Genomic DNA, 20,519 nt, shown 5'->3' on the forward strand with positions numbered 1-20,519 from the left:
ACCGCAACGTCAAGGGTTCGTGTCAGTGCAGATCAGTGAAGCAGTCCGCCATCATGGGGGCTGTCGAGGCTGAACGTGGGAATATGGACGTCAAAGCGCTGCCCTGAGACAGGCTCAAGCATGTGATACGTCCCGCGCATGAAGCCACCAGGCGTCGTGAGCATTGCGCCTGACGTGTAATCATACTGGTCTTTGGGAGAGATGATCGGTTGCTCGCCGACAACCCCGTCTCCGTGGACATGTTCAACCCGGCCAAGGCCATCCACGATTTCCCAGCTTCGGGAAATGAGCTGGAAGGTTTCTTTCCGGCCATTTTCGATGCTGATGTGATAGGCCCAGGCAAAACGATGGTCTTCGGGCTGGGACTGGTCGTCCAGCCAGAACGTACGGACCGTGACGGTCACGTCGTCCGTTATCTGGCTGAAACGCGGTGCATTATCCATGGCTTCGGCCAGAGCCGCTTCCGGATCAGCCAGGAGGTGAGGGTGGGATGACTTGTCAGGCATGACGCCATTCTAATGTCATCCCGCCTCTTTGTCAGGAAAACTTATTTGACCGAATGTGCAGCGGCTGCACCAGCTGTGACATCGGCAATCAGATCGGCTGCGTCTTCAAGGCCGACAGACAGACGAATCACGCCATCCGTGATGCCCAGACGTGCACGTTCCTCTTCGCTGACGCGCATATGGGTCGTCGTGGCGGGATGGGTGGCAAGGCTGCGCGCATCGCCGAGATTATTGGAAATGGCGATCAGGCCAAAGGCATTGAGGCACGCAAAGGCACCGGCCTTGCCGTTCTCGACTTCAAAGGCAACCAGAGAGCCACCGTTGTTCATCTGCTTCTGCGCAAGGTCATGCTGCGGATGGTCGGCACGACCCGGATAACGGACGTTCACGACGCCCGGAAGTGCTGCGAGTGCGTCGGCAACAGCCGCCGCATTGCGTGCCATGGCTTCGGTCCGAAGCTTGAGGGTTTCGAGACCCTTCAGCAGCACCCAGGCATTAAACGGAGACAGGGCGTTACCCGTGTTGCGGGTGAACGGCTGAAGCGTCTCCTTGATCCACTTGTCGTTGCCCAGAACGGCACCGCCCAGAACACGTCCCTGACCGTCGATATGTTTCGTGCAGGAATACAGTACGACATCAGCGCCCAGTTTGAGCGGAGACTGACCGATCGGGGAGGCGAAGACATTGTCCACCATCAGCAGCGCACCCGCCTTGTGGGCAAGATCCGCAATGCGCTGGATATCGAGAACATCCAGCATCGGGTTTGACGGGCTTTCGATCAGGACGGCAGCTGTTGGGCGCGAAAGCGCGCGCTCCCAGGCGTCGTAGTCATCGCCATCGACCAGTTCGGTCTCGATGCCGTAGCGCGGCAGCAGCGTCGTAACGATCCAGTAGCAGGAACCAAAGATCGCGCGGGACGCAACAACCCGCTCACCAGTTTTGACATGCGCCAGAAGAGCTGACGAGACCGCGCCCATACCTGTGGACGTGGCGATACAGGCGTCTGCACCTTCCAGAAGGGCAAGCCGTTCCTGAAGTGTGTCCACAGTCGGGTTGCCGAAGCGTGAATACTGGAAATGCTCGACATCGCCCGTAAAAGTGGCGGCAGCCTGCTCGGCACTGTCATAAACGAAGCCGGATGTCAGGAAGAGCGCTTCGGACGTTTCGCCGAACTCGGTACGGTTCGGGGCGTCGTGCAGGAGACGCGTGGCAGTACGCCAGTTTTCTGAAGACATAAGATCAGTCCCTCCAAAGGTTCTCACCGGTTGGGTGAAAAGCATGTGGCGGGCCGTGGAAGTCCTGGGGAAACCGTGGATGGAAAACCGCAGGGCCTCTTTAGCGCAATTATTTATCCTCGCCGCAAGCCGGCCGCTCAAATCACGAGGGTCAAACGGTCTTTAGGGCCGCCTGACGGGCAGGACTATGGGACGAGGAGTGGTTTTGCGTCAACACCCCTCAGCATGGATTGCAGAGGGGCGGAGGGGAGGATATAAGCGACGACATTGCGGGTGTAGTTCAATGGTAGAACGGCAGCTTCCCAAGCTGCATACGAGGGTTCGATTCCCTTCACCCGCTCCAGACTTCCCTGAAAAATTGTCAGTTCGGTCCGTTCATCTTGGGCATGGGCGGCGCGCTCAGCGTGTCCTGATACTCATTGCCATCCCAGATCCACTTGTCATTCTTGCCGACCAGCAGGTCGTGCATGCCTTTATGGCGCGTCGGGAGAACGGAAATATCACCGTTCACTGAGTCCAGAACCGTCTTCCAGCTATCGTTATGGCGCAGGTACACAGAGGTCGTGCAGCCAGCAGACCCGCAGAGACGGGCGGACTGAAGCTGAACGAACAGGGCTTCGTCATTCTTGCCAGAAGACAGGGGCGCAGAGCCGACCAGCACAACCGGATGGTCGTGATGTTTGGCAGCGTCTTCCAGGTCGTCTGAATTCAGCTTGCGGGCATCAATATCAAGCTGTGTGCCCGGGTGGGCAGACAGAATGACAGGTGCGGGGCCTGTTGCCGCAGCAGAAGAATGCTGGGTGTGATGCGTGGCCCGATGATGCGTTGTCGCGGCGCTTACCGTGGCGGCAACCGAGAGAACTGAGACTGTAAGCAGCGCCAGATGGCGAAGCCGGGTGCGGGATAGAATCTGCTGGATCGTCATGATGTGATTCTTAACACGGAATTAAGCCAGTCGATCCATGACAGATTTCCGGCTGAGGTGAATTTCGACGTTATTCGTGCCGGAGCGTAATGACCAGAACGTCCCGGTAAGCGGGTTCGTCAGGGTTTTGCGGCGTTACGGCTGTGACGCCATGATAGACGCGATGGTCATCCACAATGGCAGCGTCGAGAGGTTGGGTCAGGGTGAAAGACCCGAGAAGGTCTTTCTGGTTGTCGTGAATGGTCGTCACGCCCTGCTCGACATTGTGGCGTCCAATCATCAGAACCAGAACCCAGTCAACTCCGTCCCGATGCATCCCTTCCGGGGTTGGGCGCCCTTCGCTGTCCGGGTTGGCCTCGATGCGAAACTGATGAACCTCCGTGTGCCAGGTGTCCGGCTTTTCCTGGGAAGGTGTCAGGGCATCGGCGAATCGGCTGATGGTCCGGATCGCGGCAAGCATTGCGGGATGAGAAGCGATGTTGTCTTCAATCGCACCGAACCAGCGTTCGATCCCGCCATTCAGCAGGTTGTGGTCCCGGCTCTGATAATGGGGTTGGTGCGTTTTGCGCGTAATGAGACCATTGCTGACAGAGAACGTCGCATAGCGCCGTCGCCGGTAACGTCCACCATCAGCCATGTAGAGATCAAGGCCAAGATCGTTCCAGCTTGAGGCAAACGTGTCCCAGTCTGTCAGGCCCTCATGTTCAAGAAGCGGACGCATTGTGTCCGCTTGCAGGAACTTGAAGCCTTTTTCCTCAAGGATGGTCTCGACCCGCTGCACGGTCTGGTCGAAGGCTGAAGGCAGAGGTGTGTCGGTCATGTCTGCTCACTTGGTGATGCCATGCCCGACGCTCACATCTGTCGGGCAGTTCAGGCTCCGAGGTCTGGCTTGACAGGCGAGAGATGTTCCCGAACCGTCGTGGACGCCGTTTTTGCAAGACCTACGATACCAGCCTGATGCTGGCGGTACAGTCCTTCATGGATCAGACGGGCAAAAAGACCGGAGAGCAAGCCGCCGCCAAAGCTGCGGTTTGCATCCAGCATGCCCCAGCCGTTGTAATCACCCAGTGCCACGACCGCACCGCGATCATTATAAACGAACGGAGCAGGCGTCTGTCCGGCGATGACCTGCGGCAGAACACGCCCGACATACTGGCCCTGCTGGCGAGCAGCCTGTGCCGTAGGGGCAACAGGAGCCGCATCGATGCGCGCGCAGTCACCGATAGCGAAAATCTTGGGATCTTCGGTGGTCTGAAGAGTCTGGGTCACACCAAGCTGTCCGGCACGACCGCGCTCGAGACCGTCGAACAGGGCCGTTGCGTCAGAGGCGCGAACACCTGCTGCCCAGATGCGGAGCGTTGCGGGGATCTGTTCGCCGGACTTCAGGTTAAAACCGTTTTCGTCAGCTCCCACGACCATTGCGCTGGTGCGAACGGAAATGCCGAGCTTTTCAAGCTGTGCCGATGCAGCTTCGGACACGGCCTCAGGGAAGGCCGGAAGAATGCGGGGTCCCGTTTCGATAAGAACGGCGTCCAGGCCGTTCTTGCGAACCGAGGCGCCCAGGCCCGGGGCTTCGTCAATGGCCTTGCAGAGCTCAGCGGCAAGCTGCACGCCGGTTGCGCCACCCCCCACAATACCGACGCTCAGCTTCTGGCCGGCAGCGCGCGCCGTTTGAAGGGCCTTGCGGAATTCCGAATACAGTGTGTCGGCGTCATTGAGGCTATCGATGAAGCGGCAATATTCGAGAATTCCGGGAATTCCGAAATCGTTAGCGCGTGAACCCAGTGCTACGACGAGATAATCGTAGGGGAGGGTCGATCCGTTCTCGAGCGTGACCGTCTGGGTCGCCCGATCAACGGCTGTAGGAACGCTCTGAACAAAGCTGAAACCGAATTTCGCGGCAGTTTCCGTAAAGGGAATGCAGTTGCCGTCATGCTGCATCGTGCCGGCTGCAAATTCATGCAGGGATGGCTTCCAGTAATGGACCGGGCTGCGATCAACGAGTGTCAGGGAAATGTTGCTGCGGCGACCAAGGGCCGTCGCGGCCTCCAGACCTCCGACTCCGCCACCGAGAACAACGACACGAGTTGCAGCAGACATGGACAGTTTCCTCTTACCGGGCGCCCGCCAATTGGGCTGATGACTGTGCTAACGGCAGCGGAAGAGCTGCACAACCCCCGCTCCCGCTCTCGTGTTGACCGCTTTAGCTGCGATAGGACCCGTTGATGTCGATGTAGCCATGCGTAAGGTCGCAGGTCCACACGCGGGCCTGTCCGTCACCCAGCCCAAGATCAACGGTAATTTCGATGTCCTGACCCTTCATGTGGGCCACGACAGGGGCTTCGTCATAGTTTTCGACGACGCCACCTTCTCGCGCAATCCACGTGCCGCCCATGGCAACGGAGAGGCGGTCACGGTCGGCAGGCTCACCACTTTTGCCTACAGCCATCACGACACGGCCCCAGTTTGCGTCCTCACCTGCGATGGCCGTCTTGACCAGCGGGGAGTTGGCAATTGAAAGAGCGATACGATGCGCGGAAAAATCGGATTCAGCGCCCGTGACGTCCACGCGGATCTGCTTCGTGGCCCCTTCGCCATCACGGACGACGAGAATGGCAAGCTCCAGAAGCAGGTCATTCAGGGCTTCGGTAAATTCAATGAGAGCGGGGTCGTGCGGGCCGGTAACGGGCTCGTTGTCTGCAAGCCCTGTAGCGAACAGCACCAGCATGTCGGACGTAGATGTGTCCGAATCGACCGTGATGGAATTGAAGCTTTTGGCGCAGCCAGCAGAAAGCAGGGACTGGAGAATGTTCTGGGGAATTTTGGCGTCCGTCGCGACATAAGCCAGCATCGTGGCCATGTCAGGGGCGACCATGCCGGAGCCCTTGGCGATGCCCTGAAGGCGAACGGGTGTTCCGTTGATGGTCACGTCACGGCGGGCAGCCTTCGGAAAGGTGTCCGTCGTCATGATGGCGCGGGCAGCCTGTTCCCAGTTGTTCTCGTCCAGACCGGCCTGAGCGGCGGGAAGGGCATCAATAATGCGCTGCTGGGGAAGTTTCTCGCCAATAACGCCCGTTGAGGCGAGGAACACGTCCTGCGGCGGGCAGTCGAACATGGCGCTGACAGCATCAGCGCAGTCTTCACAGGCCTGAATGCCTGCACGTCCGGTGAAGACATTGGCGTTTCCGGCATTGACCAGAAGCGCGCGGGCATAGGGGGTTGTCTGGGCCTGACGGCACCACAGGATGGGTGCGCCAGGGCAGGCGTTACGCGTGTAAACGCCTGCGACAACCGTGCCGGGGGCAAATTCCGCCAGCATCAGGTCCGTTCGGCCCTGATAGCGGACGCCTGCGGCAACGGCGGAAAGCCGTACACCGGCAACCGTTGAAAGGTCCGGGAGGGGACGGGACAGCGGAGACACGGCGATCGGCTTTCCCATGGTCTTACTTCTTGGCTGGAGCTGCAGCCGGGGCATCAGCGATTGGCTTGCCCTGTGCGTCGAAGTGAACAACCTTCACCTGCGATTCAGCCTGCTGAACGATCTGGCGAACCTTGTCACGGATCAGTTCCTGACGGACCTGGTCGTGGATCTGGTCGAAGCTCGGGATCGGAGCAGTCCGCGTGCCCAGAACCTGGATCACGTGGTAGCCGTACTGCGTGTGAACCGGCGTCTGGGAGATCGTGTTCGGCTTCATAGCGAACGCGGCGTCAGAGAAAGCCGGCAGCATGTCACCCTTCTTGAACCAGCCAAGATCGCCACCGTTTGCACCAGCGGAGCCTTTGTCCTTGGACAGCTGGCCTGCAAGCTTCGCGAAGTCAGCGCCCTTGTTGAGCTGGGCGATGATGTCCTTGGCCTGCGCTTCCGTCTCCACGAGAATGTGGCGAGCGTGAACTTCCTGCTCAGGCTTCTGGTTGGCGTAATGCGCCTGATAATAGTCGTGCATGGCCGCATCGGTTACGAGCGGTGCGACTTTCTCTTCCAGATAGGCATTCTGCAGGGCGCTGTTGGCAGCGTTCTGCATGGCAGCCTTGACTTCCGGCTTGTTGGTCAGACCTTCCTTGCCAGCAGCGATCTGGATCGCCTTCTGATCGACGAGCTGGTTGACCAGCAGCGGGATCAGCATGGACGGCTGAAGCTGACGGGCCTGCGGCGGCAGGTTGCCAGCAGCCTGCTGGACATCACCGAGGGTAATCTTTTCGCCATTGACGGTTGCGATCACCATGTCCGGCTTCGGAGCAGGGGCTGCAGCCGGTGCCGGAGCAGCAGCCGGGGTTGCCGGAGCCGCAAAGGCGAGAGGAGCTGAAACCGACGTGCCAGCCAGAAGTGCCGCACAGGCGAGAGTGGAGCGGGAAAGCCGCATGAAAATACCTCGGACCATAAAGAAGGAGGAAAACGAATGGGCAGCACCATGACAAAGCGCGCTCAACCCTGCAAGAGCGTGCTCCCTTACCATTCCGTCACACTCCGGAAATGGGCATTTTAGTGGACCTCTCGGGTGCCTCTCCATTGACCCGTGGGCACGCGGGTCCTATCTCCACGTGACGTGAAAATCGTGATTGCCCGGTTTGGGAGGTCTTTCCGCTGGTGGAAAGAGCTTTTGATCGGGTGCTCGGCATCTCAAGGTTCAGCATGTTCGCACGCCTCGCACGCGCCCTCTTCGGTTCCGCCAATGATCGTTCGCTCAAGGCGTATCAGCGCCGTGTGCCCGAGATCAACGCTCTGGAGCCCACGGTTCAGGCGCTCAGTGACGAGCAGCTTCAGCATAAGACGGTAGAGTTCAAAGAACGCGTCGCCAAAGGCGAAACGCTGGATGCGATGCTGCCGGAAGCCTTTGCTGTCTGCCGTGAAGCGTCCCGTCGTGTGCTGGGCAAGCGTCACTTCGATGTGCAGCTGATCGGTGCGATGGTTCTGCATGACGGCCGTATTGCCGAAATGCGGACAGGCGAGGGTAAGACCCTTGTTGCCACGCTGGCCGTTTACCTGAACGCGCTGTCCGGCAAGGGCGTGCATGTCGTGACGGTGAACGACTACCTGGCCCGTCGTGATGCTGAGGAAATGTCGGTTCTTTACAGCTTCCTTGGTCTGACGACCGGCGTGATCATCCCCAATCTGGCGGATGAAGAGCGTCGTGAAGCCTATGCCGCAGATATTACCTACGGAACGAACAACGAGTTCGGCTTCGACTATCTGCGCGACAATATGAAATATTCGCTTGGCGACATGGTGCAGCGTCCGTTCAACCACGCGATCGTGGATGAAGTGGACAGCATCCTGATCGACGAAGCCCGGACGCCGCTGATCATTTCCGGCCCCGCCGACGACAGTTCAGACCTGTACCGGACGGTTGACGCGGTCGTAGCGAAGCTGGTGCTGGAACCCGAGACCTTCGACAAGGATGAGAAGCAGCGCAGCGTTACGCTGACCGAGGCCGGCTCTCACCGGATTGAAGAGCTTCTGAGTGAAGCCGGCGTTCTGCAGGAAGGCGGTCTGTACGACATCCATAACGTGGCTGTAGTTCATCACGTTCAGCAGTCCCTGCGGGCCTATACGCTGTTTACGCGAGACGTTGATTACATCGTCCGTGATGGCAAGGTGATCATCATTGATGAATTCACTGGCCGTATGATGGATGGCCGTCGTTATTCGGATGGTCTGCATCAGGCGCTGGAAGCGAAAGAGCACGTCGAAATCCAGCAGGAAAACCAGACGCTCGCATCCATCACGTTCCAGAACTACTTCCGTCTGTATCCGAAGCTGTCCGGCATGACCGGTACGGCCATGACCGAGGCTGACGAGTTTGCGGAAATCTACAACCTGACGGTTGTGGAAATTCCGACGAACCGTCAGGTGAAGCGGATTGATACGGACGATGAAGTTTATCTGACGGCTGGCGAGAAATTTAACGCCGTTGCCGATCTAATTCAGGAAGTCACTGCGAAGGGACAGCCGATCCTGGTGGGCACGACGTCCATCGAAAAGAGTGAATACCTTTCCAGCATTCTGACCGGACGCGGCATCAAACATAACGTGCTCAATGCACGGCACCATGAAAAAGAAGCCAGCATCATTGCGCAGGCTGGTGCCCCGGGTGCCATCACGATCGCCACGAACATGGCTGGTCGCGGTACGGACATTAAGCTGGGTGGCAATATTGAAATGCTGACCCATGCCTACACGGACGGAATCGAGGATGAAGCGGAACGGGCGCGCATCACCGAGGAGATCCGGGCGGCTGTCGAGGCCAATCATGGCGCCGTTCATGAATCCGGTGGTCTGTATGTCATCGGGACGGAGCGTCATGAGAGCCGTCGTGTTGATAACCAGTTGCGTGGCCGTTCGGGGCGTCAGGGCGATCCGGGTAATTCCCGTTTCTTCCTGTCACTTGAAGACGATCTGATCCGCATTTTCTCTGGCGACCGTATGGGCGCAATGATGCAGAAGATGGGCCTGAAGGAAGGGGAGGCGATTGTTCACCCCTGGCTGAACAAGGCCGTCGAGAAGGCTCAGAAGCGTGTTGAAGCCCGCAACTTCGACATGCGCAAGAACACGCTGAAATACGACGACGTCATGAATGACCAGCGCAAGGAAGTCTATTCCCAGCGCAAGGAATACATGTCGTCTGAAGATCTGTCTGGTGTGATCGCGGAGCTGCGTTTGCACACTATCGAGGATCTGGTTCACGCCCATATTCCTGAGAAGTCCTTTGCGGAAGCCTGGGATACGGCAGGACTTTCCAAGAGCCTGATAGAGACCCTGAACCTCGATCTTCCGATTGCCGAATGGGCAAAGGAAGATGGCATGGATGCAGAAGGCGTGATCGAGCGTGTGGAAGCCGAAGCCCAGAAGGCTCAGGCCGCCCGTACGGCGAACATGGGGCCGGAACTCATGCGCATGATCGAGAAGCAGGTTGTACTCACGACGTTCGATGCTGTGTGGAAAGAGCATCTGCATGGGCTGGACCAGCTTCGTCAGGGCATTGGCCTGCGTGCTTATGGTCAGCGTGATCCGCTGAACGAGTACAAGCAGGAAGCCTTCCAGATGTTCACGGCCATGCTGGATGACATGCGGATGCGCGTGACGCAGACTATGTGCCGCATTCAGGCTGTGAGTGAGCCGCCGCCTTATCCGGTCGTGGATACATCCGCGCAGCATGAGACGTTCGAGGCTCCGCCGTCCGCTCCGGCATCTCTTGAGCAGGCTTCGCAGCCGGTTATGAGCTTTGCCGCCCCGCAGCCGCAGTTTGCTGCGCAGGGTTCGGTAGAAGAGCCAGATGCAGCAACGCTTCAGCGGTGGTATGAAGAGACGCCGCGCAATGCGCTTTGCCCGTGTGGATCGGGCCAGAAGTTCAAACACTGTCATGGCAGGCTCGCCTGAGCCTCTGACACCCGTAGAGGAAGGAGCGACCGATGGCCGGTCATTCGCAATTTAAGAACATCATGCACCGCAAGGGCGCGCAGGATGCCAAGCGCGCCAAGCAGTTCGCCAAGATCCTGCGTGAAATCACGGTTGCAGCGCGGTCTGGCCTGCCTGACCCGGCATCCAACCCGCGGCTTCGTGCGGCTGTTACGGCCGCACGTGAAGCGAATATGCCAAAGGACAATGTCGAGCGCGCCATCAAGAAGGCATCCGGTGCTGCTGGCGGGGAAGACTATGTGGAAGTCCGCTACGAGGGCTACGGCCCGGCTGGCGTGGCGATCATTGTCGAAGGCCTGACCGACAACCGGAACCGTACGGCTGGCGAAGTCCGCGCTGCATTTTCCAAGCATGGCGGCTCACTGGGTGAATCGAACTCGGTGTCCTTCATGTTCCAGCGTCTGGGTGTTGTGACCTATCGGGTCGATGCCGCGTCCGAAGACGAGATGCTTGAAGCCGCCATTGAAGCTGGTGCTGACAATGCTGTGCTGACCGAGGAAGGTCACGAGATCACCTGCGAGATGGAAAATTTCTTCGCGGTTCGTGACGCCCTTGAGAGCCGATTTGGCGAGCCGCAGTCCGCGAAGCTGGACTGGCGTCCGGAAAACAGCGTTTCGCTGGATGAAGAGAAGGCCCGGACGGTTCTGAAGCTGATCGACGTTCTGGAAGACAACGACGACGTTCAGGCTGTGTACGCCAACTTTGACCTTCCGGATGACGTGGCTCAGGCGCTCGCCGCTTGATCCGTCTGATGGGCATAGACCCCGGCCTGCGTTTCATGGGCTGGGGGATTATTGATGTGGATGGCAATCGCCTGAAGCATGTGGCTTCCGGTGTGATCGCAACGGATGGCCAGGAATCGGTTCCCCTGCGGCTTTGTGAGCTGCATGGGAAGCTCCAGAATCTGATCCGTGAGTATGCTCCCGCTGAAGCTGCGGTTGAGGAAACTTACGTGAACCGCAACGGCTCCTCCACACTCAAACTCGGTTATGCGCGCGGTGTGGCGCTTCTGACGCCTGCCTATGAAGGGCTTCCCGTCGCAGAATATGGCGCCATGACGGTCAAGAAATCCGTTGTGGGGACAGGGTCTGCCACAAAGGAGCAGGTCACGATGATGGTGAAGCGCCTGCTTCCGGGTGTGGCTATTCACAAGGCGGATGCGTCCGATGCTTTGGCCGTGGCGATCTGCCACGCGCATCATCGTGCCAGCGCAGCGCACGTGGCTGTCGGAAGGCGAATGGCATGATCGGACAACTGACTGGCCTTGTCGGGCAGATTGAAGGCGAGCGCTGCATCGTAGATGTCAATGGCGTTGGTTATGTGGTGTCCGCCTCAACGCGCACGCTCGGCACGGTTCCGCACCCGCCGGAAGTGGCACGTCTGCTGATCGAGACAGTCGTCCGGGAAGATGCGATCCTGCTGTATGGGTTCGGGACCGCTGATGAACGCGAGTGGTTCCGTCTGCTGACAACGGTTCAGGGCGTGGGCGCCAAGGTTGCGCTGGCCATTTTGTCGGCCAACTCGCCGGGTGAAATTCTGCTGGCCATCAATGCCGGAGACCGTGGGTCTTTGACGCGGGCAGCTGGTGTCGGCCCGCGCCTTGCGGACCGTATTCTGAGCGAACTGCGGAACAAGGTCGCCAAGATGCCGGGTGGCGGGGCTGCTGCACCAATGCCGGGGATCGTGACCGGACCAAGCGTTGAAAATGATGCGCTGCTGGCGCTGGCTGGTCTCGGCTTCCGTCGGGCAGAAGCGTGGCCGGTGCTGAGTCGTGTTCTGGCTGAAAATGAGAATGCCAGCCTTGATCTGGCCATCCGTCTTTGCCTGAAGGAACTGGCCCGATGAGCGAATTTCGGGAAACGGACCCGGCTCGTCTGCCGGAAGATATTGCAGAGAGTGGGTTAAGGCCGGAGAGCCTTGCTGATTTTACCGGGCAGAAAGCCAGCCGGGAAAATCTTGCTATCTTCATCGAGGCTGCCAAGGCTCGTGGTGAGGCGTTGGATCACGTCTTGCTGCATGGCCCTCCGGGTCTGGGTAAGACGACCCTGGCACAGATTGTGTCCCGTGAGCTGGGTGTCGGTTTCCGGGCAACGTCCGGGCCAGTCATTCAGCGGGCAGGAGATCTGGCGGCGATCCTGACGAATCTCCAGCCACGCGATGTGTTGTTCATTGACGAAATTCACCGTCTTCAGCCTGCGATTGAGGAAATTCTCTATCCTGCGATGGAGGATTTCCAGCTCGATCTGATTATCGGGGAGGGGCCAGCGGCTCGATCTGTCCGGATTGATCTCGCGCCGTTCACGCTTGTTGCCGCGACGACGCGTGCGGGTCTGCTGGCCACGCCTTTGCGGGATCGCTTCGGCATTCCCCTGCGACTTGTTTTTTATACGCCGGATGAACTGCGGGCCATTGTGTCCCGTGGAGCGACCAAGCTCGGCGTGCATCTGAACGACGATGGCGCGGAAGAAATCGCACGCCGTTCCCGTGGGACGCCGCGTATTGCCGGGCGTCTTCTGCGTCGGGTGCGGGATTTTGCTTTGGTGGCGAAGAAGCCGATCATTGATCGCGCCACGGCGGATGCGGCGCTGTCGCGTCTTGAGGTTGATGAGCGCGGTCTGGATGCGATGGACCGGCGCTATCTGGTGCGGATTGCAGAGCATCATCATGGCGGGCCGGTGGGCGTTGAAACGCTCGCAGCCGGTCTGGCGGAAGCCCGCGATACATTGGAAGATGTCATTGAGCCTTACCTGATTCAGGAAGGCATGGTGCTTCGAACAGCACGCGGTCGCATGCTGGGTGAAGCGGGGTGGCGCCATCTGGGGCTGAACCCGCCAGCGAGCCAGGTGGATCTCCTTTCTGCGCTCGATGACGATACGACGGCCTGAAACTGGGCAAATGAGCGGAGGATCTGATGGCAACGCATAAAATCCGGTTCCGGGTTTATTACGAAGACACGGATGCCGGGGGGATTGTCTATCACGCGCGCTATCTCGGTTTTGCTGAACGTGCGCGCAGCGAGGCCATGCGGGATGCAGATGCGTCCGTCACGGAACTTCTGAATGATTTCGGTCTGGCCTTCGTCGTTCGGCAGGCCAGCATCCGGTATCGCTCCCCGTTGCGACTCGATGATGAAATGGAAATCGAGACTGCGCTGGATGCCATGACGCCAACACGGTTGAAACTTCAGCAGACAGTGCGGAATTTCTCAAAGGGTAACGAAACCGCCGTTGTCATTGATGTGGAACTGGCCTGCCTTTCTGCAGAAACAATGAAACCTGCCAAAATTCCGCCTCGCTGGTGTGATGCTGTTCGAAAACTCGAGGCTGGAGAGGTCTGACCCACTTTCCTGTTTCCTCACGAAGTGCAATGGAGAGACCTGACCCGTAAGGGACAGGATCTGGACAGGAGAGAACAGTGGATCATGAGGTAAGTTCGAGTGCGCTTGGGGCGGTCGGTGCGGCCGGTCTGTCGCCTCTGGACCTGTTCCTGCACGCGTCCATCGTCGTAAAGCTGGTCATGATCGGGCTCGTCCTGTGCAGTGCAGGCGTGTGGGCGATCATCGCGGAAAAAATCATTCTGATGCGTCGCGTGAATCGTGAAGCGACGGAATTTGAAGACCGTTTCTGGTCCGGCGGTTCGCTGGACGACCTCTACGAATCCGATGGTGCCCGCCCGACGCACCCGATGGCCGCCGTATTCGGTGCAGCCATGGGCGAATGGCGTCGTTCGGCACGTATCGTCGGGATCGACCTGGCGCGTGGTGGCGTGCGGGACCGTATCGACCGTGCCATCAATATTACCGTTTCCCGCGAAAATGATCGTCTGGGCCGTCGCCTGATCTTCCTGGCGACGATTGGTCCGGTAGCACCGTTCGTGGGTCTGTTCGGTACGGTCTGGGGTATCATGCATGCGTTCGGCTCGATTGCCGCCATGCACAACACCAACCTTTCGGTCGTGGCCCCGGGTATTTCCGAAGCGCTGTTCGCAACAGCCATTGGCCTTGTAACGGCTATTCCCGCCTACGTTGCCTATAACGTTCTCAGCAACTCCACGGACAAGTTTGCGGACCGTATGGAGGCTTTCGGAACCGAATTCGCCGCCATCCTGTCCCGTCAGTCCGAAGAGCGAGCTGACGAGACGTCCAGCGGGAAGGCCTGATCCATGGGGATGTCCGCTGGAGGAGGAGGACGCGCAGGGAGCCGTCGTCGGCGTCCGGCATCCGAGATCAACGTCACACCACTGGTGGACGTCATGCTTGTGCTGCTCATCATCTTCATGGTGACAGCACCAATGATGACCAGTGGCGTCAATGTTGATTTGCCCAAAACGGATGCCAGCCCGGTCAATGCGGATACGAAGCCCATCACGGTTTCGTTGCGCAATGACGGTTCGCTGTATCTGGGCGAAGATCCGATCACGCCGGAACAGCTTGTGGACCAGCTCAAGGTCCAGTCCCAGAATGATCCGAACCATCGGATTTTCGTTCGTGCCGATGCGCATATCGACTATGGCCGCGTGATGCAGGTCATGGGTCAGATCACGTCTGGCGGCTTTACGCATGTGGCGCTGCTTGCTCAGCAGCCTCAGAGCGGCCAGTAAAGGACTTCGCCAGTGGTGCGTCCACGTCGTTCGGACAGGCGTCGCTTTCGCAACGCGCTGCTGGGTTCGGTTGGTGTCCATGCGGCACTGATCCTGTACCTGGTGGTGCGGATCCCGTTCGAGAAACCTCCTGAGCCGCCGGAACCCCCGGCGGTGCAGATGGAGTTCGAGGAGGCTGGTCCTCCCACTCATCCTATCAAGGCTGATCATCCGGCTCCCAAGCCAGCGCCGGCTCCTGCGCCCGTGAAGAACGAGGCTCCTCCGTCCCCGACGCCTCCCTTGAAGGCGCCGACGGAAGAACCACCTCCGCCTCCACCGCCGCCGCAGCCGGTTCCGCCAGCGCCGGAGACCAAGCCTCAGCCTCTGCCGCCGACGAAGCTTCCGCCCAAGATCACGGAACCGTCGCCGGAACCTGTGCCTGCGTCCCCGCCAAAGCCGTCACCGCCGACCAAGTCGACGATGGTGGCCCCGCCAAGCCCGCAGACGCAGAAGGCTGACAAGCTGCCGGATGCGCCGAAGTTCTCACACCTGACTCAGCCGAATGCGTCCAAGAATACGCAGGCAGATAGTCATTCCCTGCTGGCCACGCTGGATAGCTTCCGGTCCGACCAGAAGCAGACGCATGCGCCCAAGGCGAAAGCCAACCCGCCACAGGGTGGTGCGCCGGATGGCGGCGGTGTTCCGAACGGGGATATTACGAAGTCCCTGTCCATGGCGGATCAGAAAGCCATCGGTGGTTCCGTGCGGCGTTGCTACACGGAAGACACGGAAGCGCGGAACTATGCGAGCTTTGTCGCGCATCTGATTGTGACGGTGGATGCAACGGGTGAGGCACGTCTTGTGAAGTATGCTCCAGATACAGCAGCGAAGATGGCGGCAGATCCGTCCTATCGTGTGCTGGCGGAGCGTGCGCGAGATGCAGTGCTGAGCCCGACCTGTGCCCATCTGCCCATTCCTTCCAACCTGCTAGGCCAGACGCATCAGCTGCGTTTTGTCTTCAGGCCGTAAACCCTAGAGGAATCATCATGACCTTCATTTCCGATTCCGAAGCTGATGCTCTGAGCGCGCTGCTATCGCGCCGTTCTGTTCTTGGTGCCACGGCTGCGGCTGGTGGCCTTCTGGCAACGCCCCTGCCTGCTTTTGCCCAGGGCTCCACTGCGGCTGGCCCGGGTGAAGCTGAAATTACCGTGGATCAGGCCCGTCAGGCGCCGATCCCCATCGTGATCCCGAGCTTCGGTGCCGGGATGGGCGAGCAGATTTCTGGCGTCATTTCCTCTGATCTGGAGAGCACGGGTCTCTTCAAGGTCATGAGCGGTGATGTGCCTCCGGGCTCCACGCCTGACTTCAGTGCCCTCAAGGCGCAGGGCGCACGTGCGGCTGTAGCCGGGCGCGCAGTCGGTTCAGGCAGTGTTCGCGTTGAGATGCGGCTGTGGAACGTTGTGGCTGGTGAGCAGCTTCAGGGCACGGCTTATACGGCGTCTCCCTCCAACTGGCGTCGTATCGCTCATATTATTGCTGATGTGATTTATGAGCGGATGCTGGGTGAGAAGGGATATTTTGATACCCGTATCGCCTACATCGCCCGTACAGGACCGCGTCGTCATCAGATTACGCGTCTGGCGCTAATGGATCAGGACGGGTTCAATTCCCGTATGCTGACCGGCGGCCAGTGGCTGACGCTGACGCCGCGCTTTAATCCGGCGCGCGATCAGGTCGCGTTCATGTCTTATGCGAACAACCGTCCGCGTGTGTATCTGTTCGATCTTGGCTCTGGCCGTCAGCAGATGCTGGGCGAGTTCGATGGCATCTCATTTGCGCCTCGTTTCTCGCCTGATGGCAGCCGCGTTGTTCTGTCTGCAACGCGTGGTGGTGGGTCAGACATTTTCGTTGTGGATCTGGCCTCCCGAAGCAAGCACCAGATCACCAGCTCTGGTGGTGCCATTGATACCAGCCCGTGCTTCAGCCCGGATGGCAGCCAGATCGTGTTCAACTCCGATCGTGGTGGTAGTCCGCAGCTTTATATCATGAGCGCATCAGGCGGCGGAGCACGCCGGATTTCGTACGGCTCGGGTCAGTACGGTTCTCCGGTGTGGTCGCCGCGTGGTGATCTGATTGCCTTTACCCGTATTGGTCACGGTGGCTTTTCGCTGGGTGTGATGAATCCTGATGGGACAGGTGAGCGGATCCTGACGCAGGGCTTTACGGTTGAATCGCCGACGTTCTGTCCAAATGGTCGTGTTCTGGCGTTCTGCCGTCAGAGCGCCTCTAGTGCGGGCGGAGCAGGGTTCTCATCTGGCATCGGTACAATCGACATCACGGGCTTCAATGAGCGCCCGATCCGGACAGCCACTGGCGCGTCCGATCCAGCCTGGTCTCCGCTGAACGGCTGAACAGGCTTCCTCCGCGCCAGAGATCACTCTGACGCGGAAAATCCTCCCACCGGCATAGGCCTTAAGGCAGAAGCTTGCTGGAGAGGGCAGACACCATGCTTAAGCAAGTCGGCTGAAACGCCTTTAGGTGGAGTCGATTGAGCCCGGATCGCTTGTCACTTGCGGCATGGTTTCATCGCATGTTCTGTAAATCAAAGACGCGACGCCAGAGGATGGGGGAATTTTGCCCCGCATTCAGCGCTGGTCTGCCGTGCATCGACTGCATGATGATTGACGGTTTCAAGAATGTTCAGCAAAACAACCGGCAGAATTCCGCCACATTCCTGTCCAAATGCTGTGACATTTATGTTGCATTCTCTAGTTTCGAATCAGAATCGTTCTTTGGTGCACAAGGTGTGTCTTAGAGGATGCTTGACCCCGGATTTAAGTCATGGGTATGGGCGCTAGTGGCCAATGTTTTTCAGAGGACACGCTGGGAGTTGCAGAGCGACTCTTGAGCGGTTCCGATGAAGGGCGTGGGGTCCGGAACAACGCGGCATTATGCCGCATTTCGGTTCCCGAAAAGGAACCGTTCTCAGGGTTGAGACACATGAAGTTCAAGGTGTTTGGTGCGCTTGGTCTGGCGCTCGTTCTCGCAGCCTGCTCCAATGGCAAAACCGATACGGGCAACAGCACCGGTGCTGGCGCAGCTACGCAGGAAGCTGGCCCGACGCCAGGCAGCGAAGCTGATCTGGTTGCCAACGTTGGCGATCGTATCTTCTACGAGCTGAATGTTTCCCAGCTCTCCGAAGAAGCTCGTGCGACGCTGGACAAGCAGGTTGCATGGCTCCAGAAGTACCCGCAGGTCAGCGTTCAGATCGCCGGTAACTGCGATGACCGTGGTACCGAAGAATACAACATTGCTCTCGGCCAGCGCCGTGCAAATGCCGCTCGCGACTATCTGGTTGCCAAGGGCGTCAGCGCTTCCCGCATCACGACGATTTCCTATGGTAAGGATCGTCCGACCGCTGATGGCGATGATGAATCCTCATGGGCTCAGAACCGTAACGCGATCACCTCGGTTCGCTGAACCCGGGTCATCCGTTTGACGGACTGACAGTTTGAACGGCCGGGGGAGCTTATCCCCCGGCCGTTTCTGTTTTATGACTGTCTCTTCTGCCGTGCTCGCCGGCGACTGCGAGAGGGCGCCCTGGCCGGGTGCTGAACTGTCTCAGGAGATCTTGCATGGCCCTGTCCCGTCCCCTTCGCGCGCTGATGCTCGGAACGGCGTTTTCTGTGCTTTGCCCTGTCCTGCCGGCTCTGGCGCAGGACGCATCGGATGGCGGGGGGATTTCCTCTCGCGAGGCGATTGCCCTTCAGGATGAAATTGCATCATTGCGGCAGCAGCTTTCGCAGATCCAGAACAGTGGACCTTTGCCTGCACCTAGTTCCTCATCCTCCCGAGGTTCGTCTGGTAGCGGCGACGGAAGCATGGTTGCCCAACTTCTGGAGCGTGTTTCGGCTCTCGAAGAGCAGAACCGTCAGATGCGTGGAGAACTGGACCAGTTAACGAACGCACAGAAGGAAACACAGGCCAATCTGTCCAAGCAGATCTCTGACATGCAGTTTGCGTCTCAGAATGGCGGCGGCGGGACACAGGCAGCGGCGCCCACAGCATCGGCGCCGCCGAGTGCAAAGGTGGCTGAAGCGGAAGCCCCGGCTGCCGGAGACGCAGCACCCAAGACGGCCCTTGAGGCGCTGAAACTTGGTAATGCCGCGCTGAAGGCCGGCAAATACGACGACGCTGAAACGAATGCGCGCTTTGCCATCAAGACGGCCAAAAGCGCGTCGGGCAAAATGGATTCCCAGTTCCTTCTGGCCCAGTCCCTCGCAGGTCAGAAGCAGTATCGTGAGTCGGCTGTGGCTTATTACGATGCCTATAACAAAGCTCCGAAGTCTCCCAAGGCTCAGGACTCTCTGCTGGGCGTTGCAGCCTCCCTTCTGGCGATGGGCGACAAGAATTCCGCCTGTCAGGCACTCGACAAGCTAAAGGACGAGTTTCCAACGCCCACGCCTCGTGTGAAGTCTGCCGCTGCGACGTTCCGTGGACGTGCAGCCTGTCACTGACCTGAACGCTCCTGTCGGGGCGGACGAGTTTTCCGCCCTGATGGAAAATGTAGGGCCATGGTTGCCTGATGTGCCTGAGGCTCCTGTCGGGCTTGCTGTTTCGGGTGGGGGTGATTCCCTGGCTTTGGCATGGCTGGCAAAACGCTGGCGGCGGCATGTTCTGGCTTTTGTGGTGGATCATGCTTTGCGGCCCGAGTCCGGTGCCGAGGCACTTCTGACGGTAGAGCGGTTGGAGGCTCTGGGACTTCAGGCACGTGTTCTGACACTGGCGCCATTTCCCAAGGGTAGACTTCAGGAACGTGCAAGGGATGCGCGTTTTGCAGCTTTGGAAGAGGCCTGTGTCGAGGCCGGATGCCTGGATCTTCTGGTGGCTCATCATCTCCATGATCAGGATGAAACGGTCTGGATGCGGCAGCATGCTGGCAGCGGCTGGCGAGGGCTGGCGGGGATGGAAGCGACATCCCTTCGCGGTCGTGTCAGGATCGTCCGGCCTTGCCTGACACTTCACCCGGAGCGGTTGCGTGCGACGTTGCGTGCGGCTGGTCTTATGTGGATTGAGGACCCTTCCAATCAGAACAGGCGCTTTGAGCGTGTCCGGTGGCGCCAGGATCTGTTTCCGACGCAGCGGGAAGAAGCCCGGGAGTGGCAGGTCGCAGCACAAAGTTATCGTCATTCTGAAGATGAGATACTGGCGGCCTTGCTCGCAGAAAATGCGGTCTGGCATTCCACAGGCTGGGTTCATCTGAAACCTGCGGGGATTTGTGAAAACACGCTTTCAGCGCTGATCCGTCTGGTCTCTGGACGTCCATATCGTCCCTCCCGTGGACAGGTGCTCGCTCTTGCGCAACAGGGGCACGGAACGCTGGCTGGTGTCATCATGCGTCCAGCAGGCCGTTTCGGTGAAGGTGTGATGCTTGTCCGTGAGGAGCGGGCGGTTCAGCGTCCTGTTGTGGCTGAGACTGGAGCTTTGTGGGACAGGCGTTGGCGTTGTGATGCGGACGGTCTTCCGACTGACTGTCTGATCGGTGCCTTGGGTGACGGGGCCTTGAAGATGGATACCAGAAGGCTTGGCTTGCCTCTGGGAGCCCTGAGAACTCTACCTGCTCTTTGGCAGAACGGTCAGATCATCGGATTGCCTGATGTTCTGAAGGAAGCCGGCGCTGTTCCTTTTCTGTGGGCAGGAGGGGTTCCTGCGACCGGAGAAAATGGTGCAACAGGGTGAAAAGCGCACCAAAATGGCCTGAAATGCGTTTTCCTTCCCCCAATGGGGTAGGAACGTGGGCTGGAGCGCCTATGTTATGAAGTCAACGCAGACTATGACGTCGGCCTGTTTGAGATGATGAA

At 59.0% G+C, this 20,519-nt stretch carries 20 protein-coding genes, 1 tRNA gene and 1 riboswitch; of the genes, 14 read left to right on the forward strand and 7 right to left on the reverse strand.

Annotated features, from left to right (window positions below):
* Positions 1-32 precede the first annotated feature (32 nt).
* Positions 33-506: a Co2+/Mg2+ efflux protein ApaG gene (gene apaG, locus GFR01_RS01605; RefSeq protein WP_007282584.1), complete on the reverse strand. Its 474-nt coding sequence runs from the start codon at positions 504-506 to the stop codon at positions 33-35.
* Between the two features lie 41 nt (positions 507-547).
* Complete coding sequence (metZ, locus tag GFR01_RS01610; protein WP_099181023.1) at positions 548-1,786, reverse strand: O-succinylhomoserine sulfhydrylase; 1,239 nt, start codon at positions 1,784-1,786, stop codon at positions 548-550.
* Positions 1,787-1,820: 34 nt separating this feature from the next.
* Positions 1,821-1,900: riboswitch (SAM riboswitch) on the reverse strand.
* Between the two features lie 110 nt (positions 1,901-2,010).
* Here metZ and GFR01_RS01615 point away from each other — a divergent pair.
* Positions 2,011-2,084 (forward strand) — tRNA-Gly (locus tag GFR01_RS01615).
* An 18-nt stretch (positions 2,085-2,102) separates the two neighbouring features.
* On the opposite strand, the gene GFR01_RS01620 is transcribed toward GFR01_RS01615, so the two are convergent.
* The 5 genes from GFR01_RS01620 to GFR01_RS01640 all read right to left on the reverse strand — a co-directional run bounded on the left by GFR01_RS01620 (position 2,103) and on the right by GFR01_RS01640 (position 7,027).
* Positions 2,103-2,666 carry a hypothetical protein gene (locus GFR01_RS01620; protein WP_099181024.1) on the reverse strand — a complete coding sequence of 188 codons (564 nt, stop codon included), beginning with the start codon at positions 2,664-2,666 and terminating at the stop codon, positions 2,103-2,105.
* A gap of 70 nt (positions 2,667-2,736) precedes the next feature.
* Entirely contained in the window at positions 2,737-3,486 is a 750-nt protein-coding gene (locus GFR01_RS01625; RefSeq protein ID WP_099181025.1) for a 2OG-Fe dioxygenase family protein, read from the reverse strand.
* Positions 3,487-3,536: 50 nt separating this feature from the next.
* Entirely contained in the window at positions 3,537-4,766 is a 1,230-nt protein-coding gene (locus GFR01_RS01630) for an NAD(P)/FAD-dependent oxidoreductase (RefSeq protein WP_099181026.1), read from the reverse strand.
* 103 nt (positions 4,767-4,869) lie between these two features.
* Complete coding sequence (gene argJ, locus GFR01_RS01635; RefSeq protein WP_099181027.1) at positions 4,870-6,105, reverse strand: bifunctional glutamate N-acetyltransferase/amino-acid acetyltransferase ArgJ; 1,236 nt, start codon at positions 6,103-6,105, stop codon at positions 4,870-4,872.
* Between the two features lie 4 nt (positions 6,106-6,109).
* Positions 6,110-7,027 (reverse strand): peptidylprolyl isomerase, encoded by a 918-nt coding sequence (locus GFR01_RS01640; RefSeq protein ID WP_063904600.1) that lies wholly within the window; start codon positions 7,025-7,027, stop codon positions 6,110-6,112.
* A 269-nt stretch (positions 7,028-7,296) separates the two neighbouring features.
* On the opposite strand from GFR01_RS01640, the gene secA reads away from it, so the two are divergent.
* From secA to tilS, 13 genes are all read left to right on the forward strand, one after another.
* Positions 7,297-10,041: a preprotein translocase subunit SecA gene (gene secA, locus GFR01_RS01645; protein WP_099181583.1), complete on the forward strand. Its 2,745-nt coding sequence runs from the start codon at positions 7,297-7,299 to the stop codon at positions 10,039-10,041.
* Positions 10,042-10,073: 32 nt separating this feature from the next.
* Positions 10,074-10,823 carry a YebC/PmpR family DNA-binding transcriptional regulator gene (locus GFR01_RS01650; RefSeq protein ID WP_099181028.1) on the forward strand — a complete coding sequence of 250 codons (750 nt, stop codon included), beginning with the start codon at positions 10,074-10,076 and terminating at the stop codon, positions 10,821-10,823.
* Positions 10,820-11,326, forward strand: a complete 507-nt coding sequence (ruvC, locus tag GFR01_RS01655) for a crossover junction endodeoxyribonuclease RuvC (protein ID WP_063904310.1) — start codon at positions 10,820-10,822, stop codon at positions 11,324-11,326. The genes GFR01_RS01650 and ruvC overlap by 4 nt, the downstream gene beginning before the upstream one ends.
* Positions 11,323-11,925 carry a Holliday junction branch migration protein RuvA gene (gene ruvA / locus GFR01_RS01660; RefSeq protein WP_061511945.1) on the forward strand — a complete coding sequence of 201 codons (603 nt, stop codon included), beginning with the start codon at positions 11,323-11,325 and terminating at the stop codon, positions 11,923-11,925. Before ruvC ends, ruvA begins: the two co-directional genes overlap by 4 nt.
* Positions 11,922-12,965, forward strand: coding sequence for a Holliday junction branch migration DNA helicase RuvB (gene ruvB / locus GFR01_RS01665; RefSeq protein ID WP_015072339.1), 1,044 nt, complete (start codon positions 11,922-11,924; stop codon positions 12,963-12,965). The genes ruvA and ruvB overlap by 4 nt, the downstream gene beginning before the upstream one ends.
* 26 nt (positions 12,966-12,991) lie before the next feature.
* A complete protein-coding gene (ybgC, locus tag GFR01_RS01670) occupies positions 12,992-13,417 on the forward strand; it encodes a tol-pal system-associated acyl-CoA thioesterase (RefSeq protein WP_099181029.1) in 426 nt (141 codons plus the stop codon).
* Positions 13,418-13,494: 77 nt separating this feature from the next.
* Positions 13,495-14,238 (forward strand): protein TolQ, encoded by a 744-nt coding sequence (gene tolQ, locus GFR01_RS01675; protein WP_007282570.1) that lies wholly within the window; start codon positions 13,495-13,497, stop codon positions 14,236-14,238.
* A 3-nt stretch (positions 14,239-14,241) separates the two neighbouring features.
* Entirely contained in the window at positions 14,242-14,679 is a 438-nt protein-coding gene (tolR, locus tag GFR01_RS01680; protein ID WP_099181030.1) for a protein TolR, read from the forward strand.
* A gap of 12 nt (positions 14,680-14,691) precedes the next feature.
* The gene (locus GFR01_RS01685; RefSeq protein WP_099181031.1) at positions 14,692-15,687 is read left to right on the forward strand and encodes an energy transducer TonB; all 996 of its coding nucleotides are present in this window, start codon (positions 14,692-14,694) and stop codon (positions 15,685-15,687) included.
* A 17-nt stretch (positions 15,688-15,704) separates the two neighbouring features.
* Positions 15,705-17,069, forward strand: coding sequence for a Tol-Pal system beta propeller repeat protein TolB (gene tolB, locus GFR01_RS01690; RefSeq protein WP_099181032.1), 1,365 nt, complete (start codon positions 15,705-15,707; stop codon positions 17,067-17,069).
* A gap of 589 nt (positions 17,070-17,658) precedes the next feature.
* Entirely contained in the window at positions 17,659-18,138 is a 480-nt protein-coding gene (gene pal, locus GFR01_RS01700) for a peptidoglycan-associated lipoprotein Pal (RefSeq protein WP_063904305.1), read from the forward strand.
* A gap of 155 nt (positions 18,139-18,293) precedes the next feature.
* On the forward strand, positions 18,294-19,175 hold the full coding sequence (locus GFR01_RS01705; RefSeq protein ID WP_099181034.1) for a tetratricopeptide repeat protein: 882 nt from the start codon (positions 18,294-18,296) through the stop codon (positions 19,173-19,175).
* Entirely contained in the window at positions 19,153-20,397 is a 1,245-nt protein-coding gene (gene tilS / locus GFR01_RS01710; RefSeq protein WP_244902106.1) for a tRNA lysidine(34) synthetase TilS, read from the forward strand. Before GFR01_RS01705 ends, tilS begins: the two co-directional genes overlap by 23 nt.
* The last annotated feature ends 122 nt before the right edge of the window (positions 20,398-20,519 follow it).

This window comes from Gluconobacter frateurii, from assembly GCF_002723955.1.
GTDB classification, from domain to species: Bacteria; Pseudomonadota; Alphaproteobacteria; order Acetobacterales; family Acetobacteraceae; genus Gluconobacter; species Gluconobacter frateurii.

Coding starts and splice junctions, on each gene's coding strand:
- apaG (WP_007282584.1), bottom strand. CDS start 506: ATGCCTGACAAGTCATCCCACCCTCACCTCCTGGCTGATCCGGAAGCG.
- metZ (WP_099181023.1), bottom strand. CDS start 1,786: ATGCTTTTCACCCAACCGGTGAGAACCTTTGGAGGGACTGATCTTATG.
- GFR01_RS01620 (WP_099181024.1), bottom strand. CDS start 2,666: ATGACGATCCAGCAGATTCTATCCCGCACCCGGCTTCGCCATCTGGCG.
- GFR01_RS01625 (WP_099181025.1), bottom strand. CDS start 3,486: ATGACCGACACACCTCTGCCTTCAGCCTTCGACCAGACCGTGCAGCGG.
- GFR01_RS01630 (WP_099181026.1), bottom strand. CDS start 4,766: ATGTCTGCTGCAACTCGTGTCGTTGTTCTCGGTGGCGGAGTCGGAGGT.
- argJ (WP_099181027.1), bottom strand. CDS start 6,105: ATGGGAAAGCCGATCGCCGTGTCTCCGCTGTCCCGTCCCCTCCCGGAC.
- GFR01_RS01640 (WP_063904600.1), bottom strand. CDS start 7,027: ATGCGGCTTTCCCGCTCCACTCTCGCCTGTGCGGCACTTCTGGCTGGC.
- secA (WP_099181583.1), top strand. CDS start 7,297: ATGTTCGCACGCCTCGCACGCGCCCTCTTCGGTTCCGCCAATGATCGT.
- GFR01_RS01650 (WP_099181028.1), top strand. CDS start 10,074: ATGGCCGGTCATTCGCAATTTAAGAACATCATGCACCGCAAGGGCGCG.
- ruvA (WP_061511945.1), top strand. CDS start 11,323: ATGATCGGACAACTGACTGGCCTTGTCGGGCAGATTGAAGGCGAGCGC.
- ruvB (WP_015072339.1), top strand. CDS start 11,922: ATGAGCGAATTTCGGGAAACGGACCCGGCTCGTCTGCCGGAAGATATT.
- ybgC (WP_099181029.1), top strand. CDS start 12,992: ATGGCAACGCATAAAATCCGGTTCCGGGTTTATTACGAAGACACGGAT.
- tolR (WP_099181030.1), top strand. CDS start 14,242: ATGGGGATGTCCGCTGGAGGAGGAGGACGCGCAGGGAGCCGTCGTCGG.
- tolB (WP_099181032.1), top strand. CDS start 15,705: ATGACCTTCATTTCCGATTCCGAAGCTGATGCTCTGAGCGCGCTGCTA.
- pal (WP_063904305.1), top strand. CDS start 17,659: ATGAAGTTCAAGGTGTTTGGTGCGCTTGGTCTGGCGCTCGTTCTCGCA.
- GFR01_RS01705 (WP_099181034.1), top strand. CDS start 18,294: ATGGCCCTGTCCCGTCCCCTTCGCGCGCTGATGCTCGGAACGGCGTTT.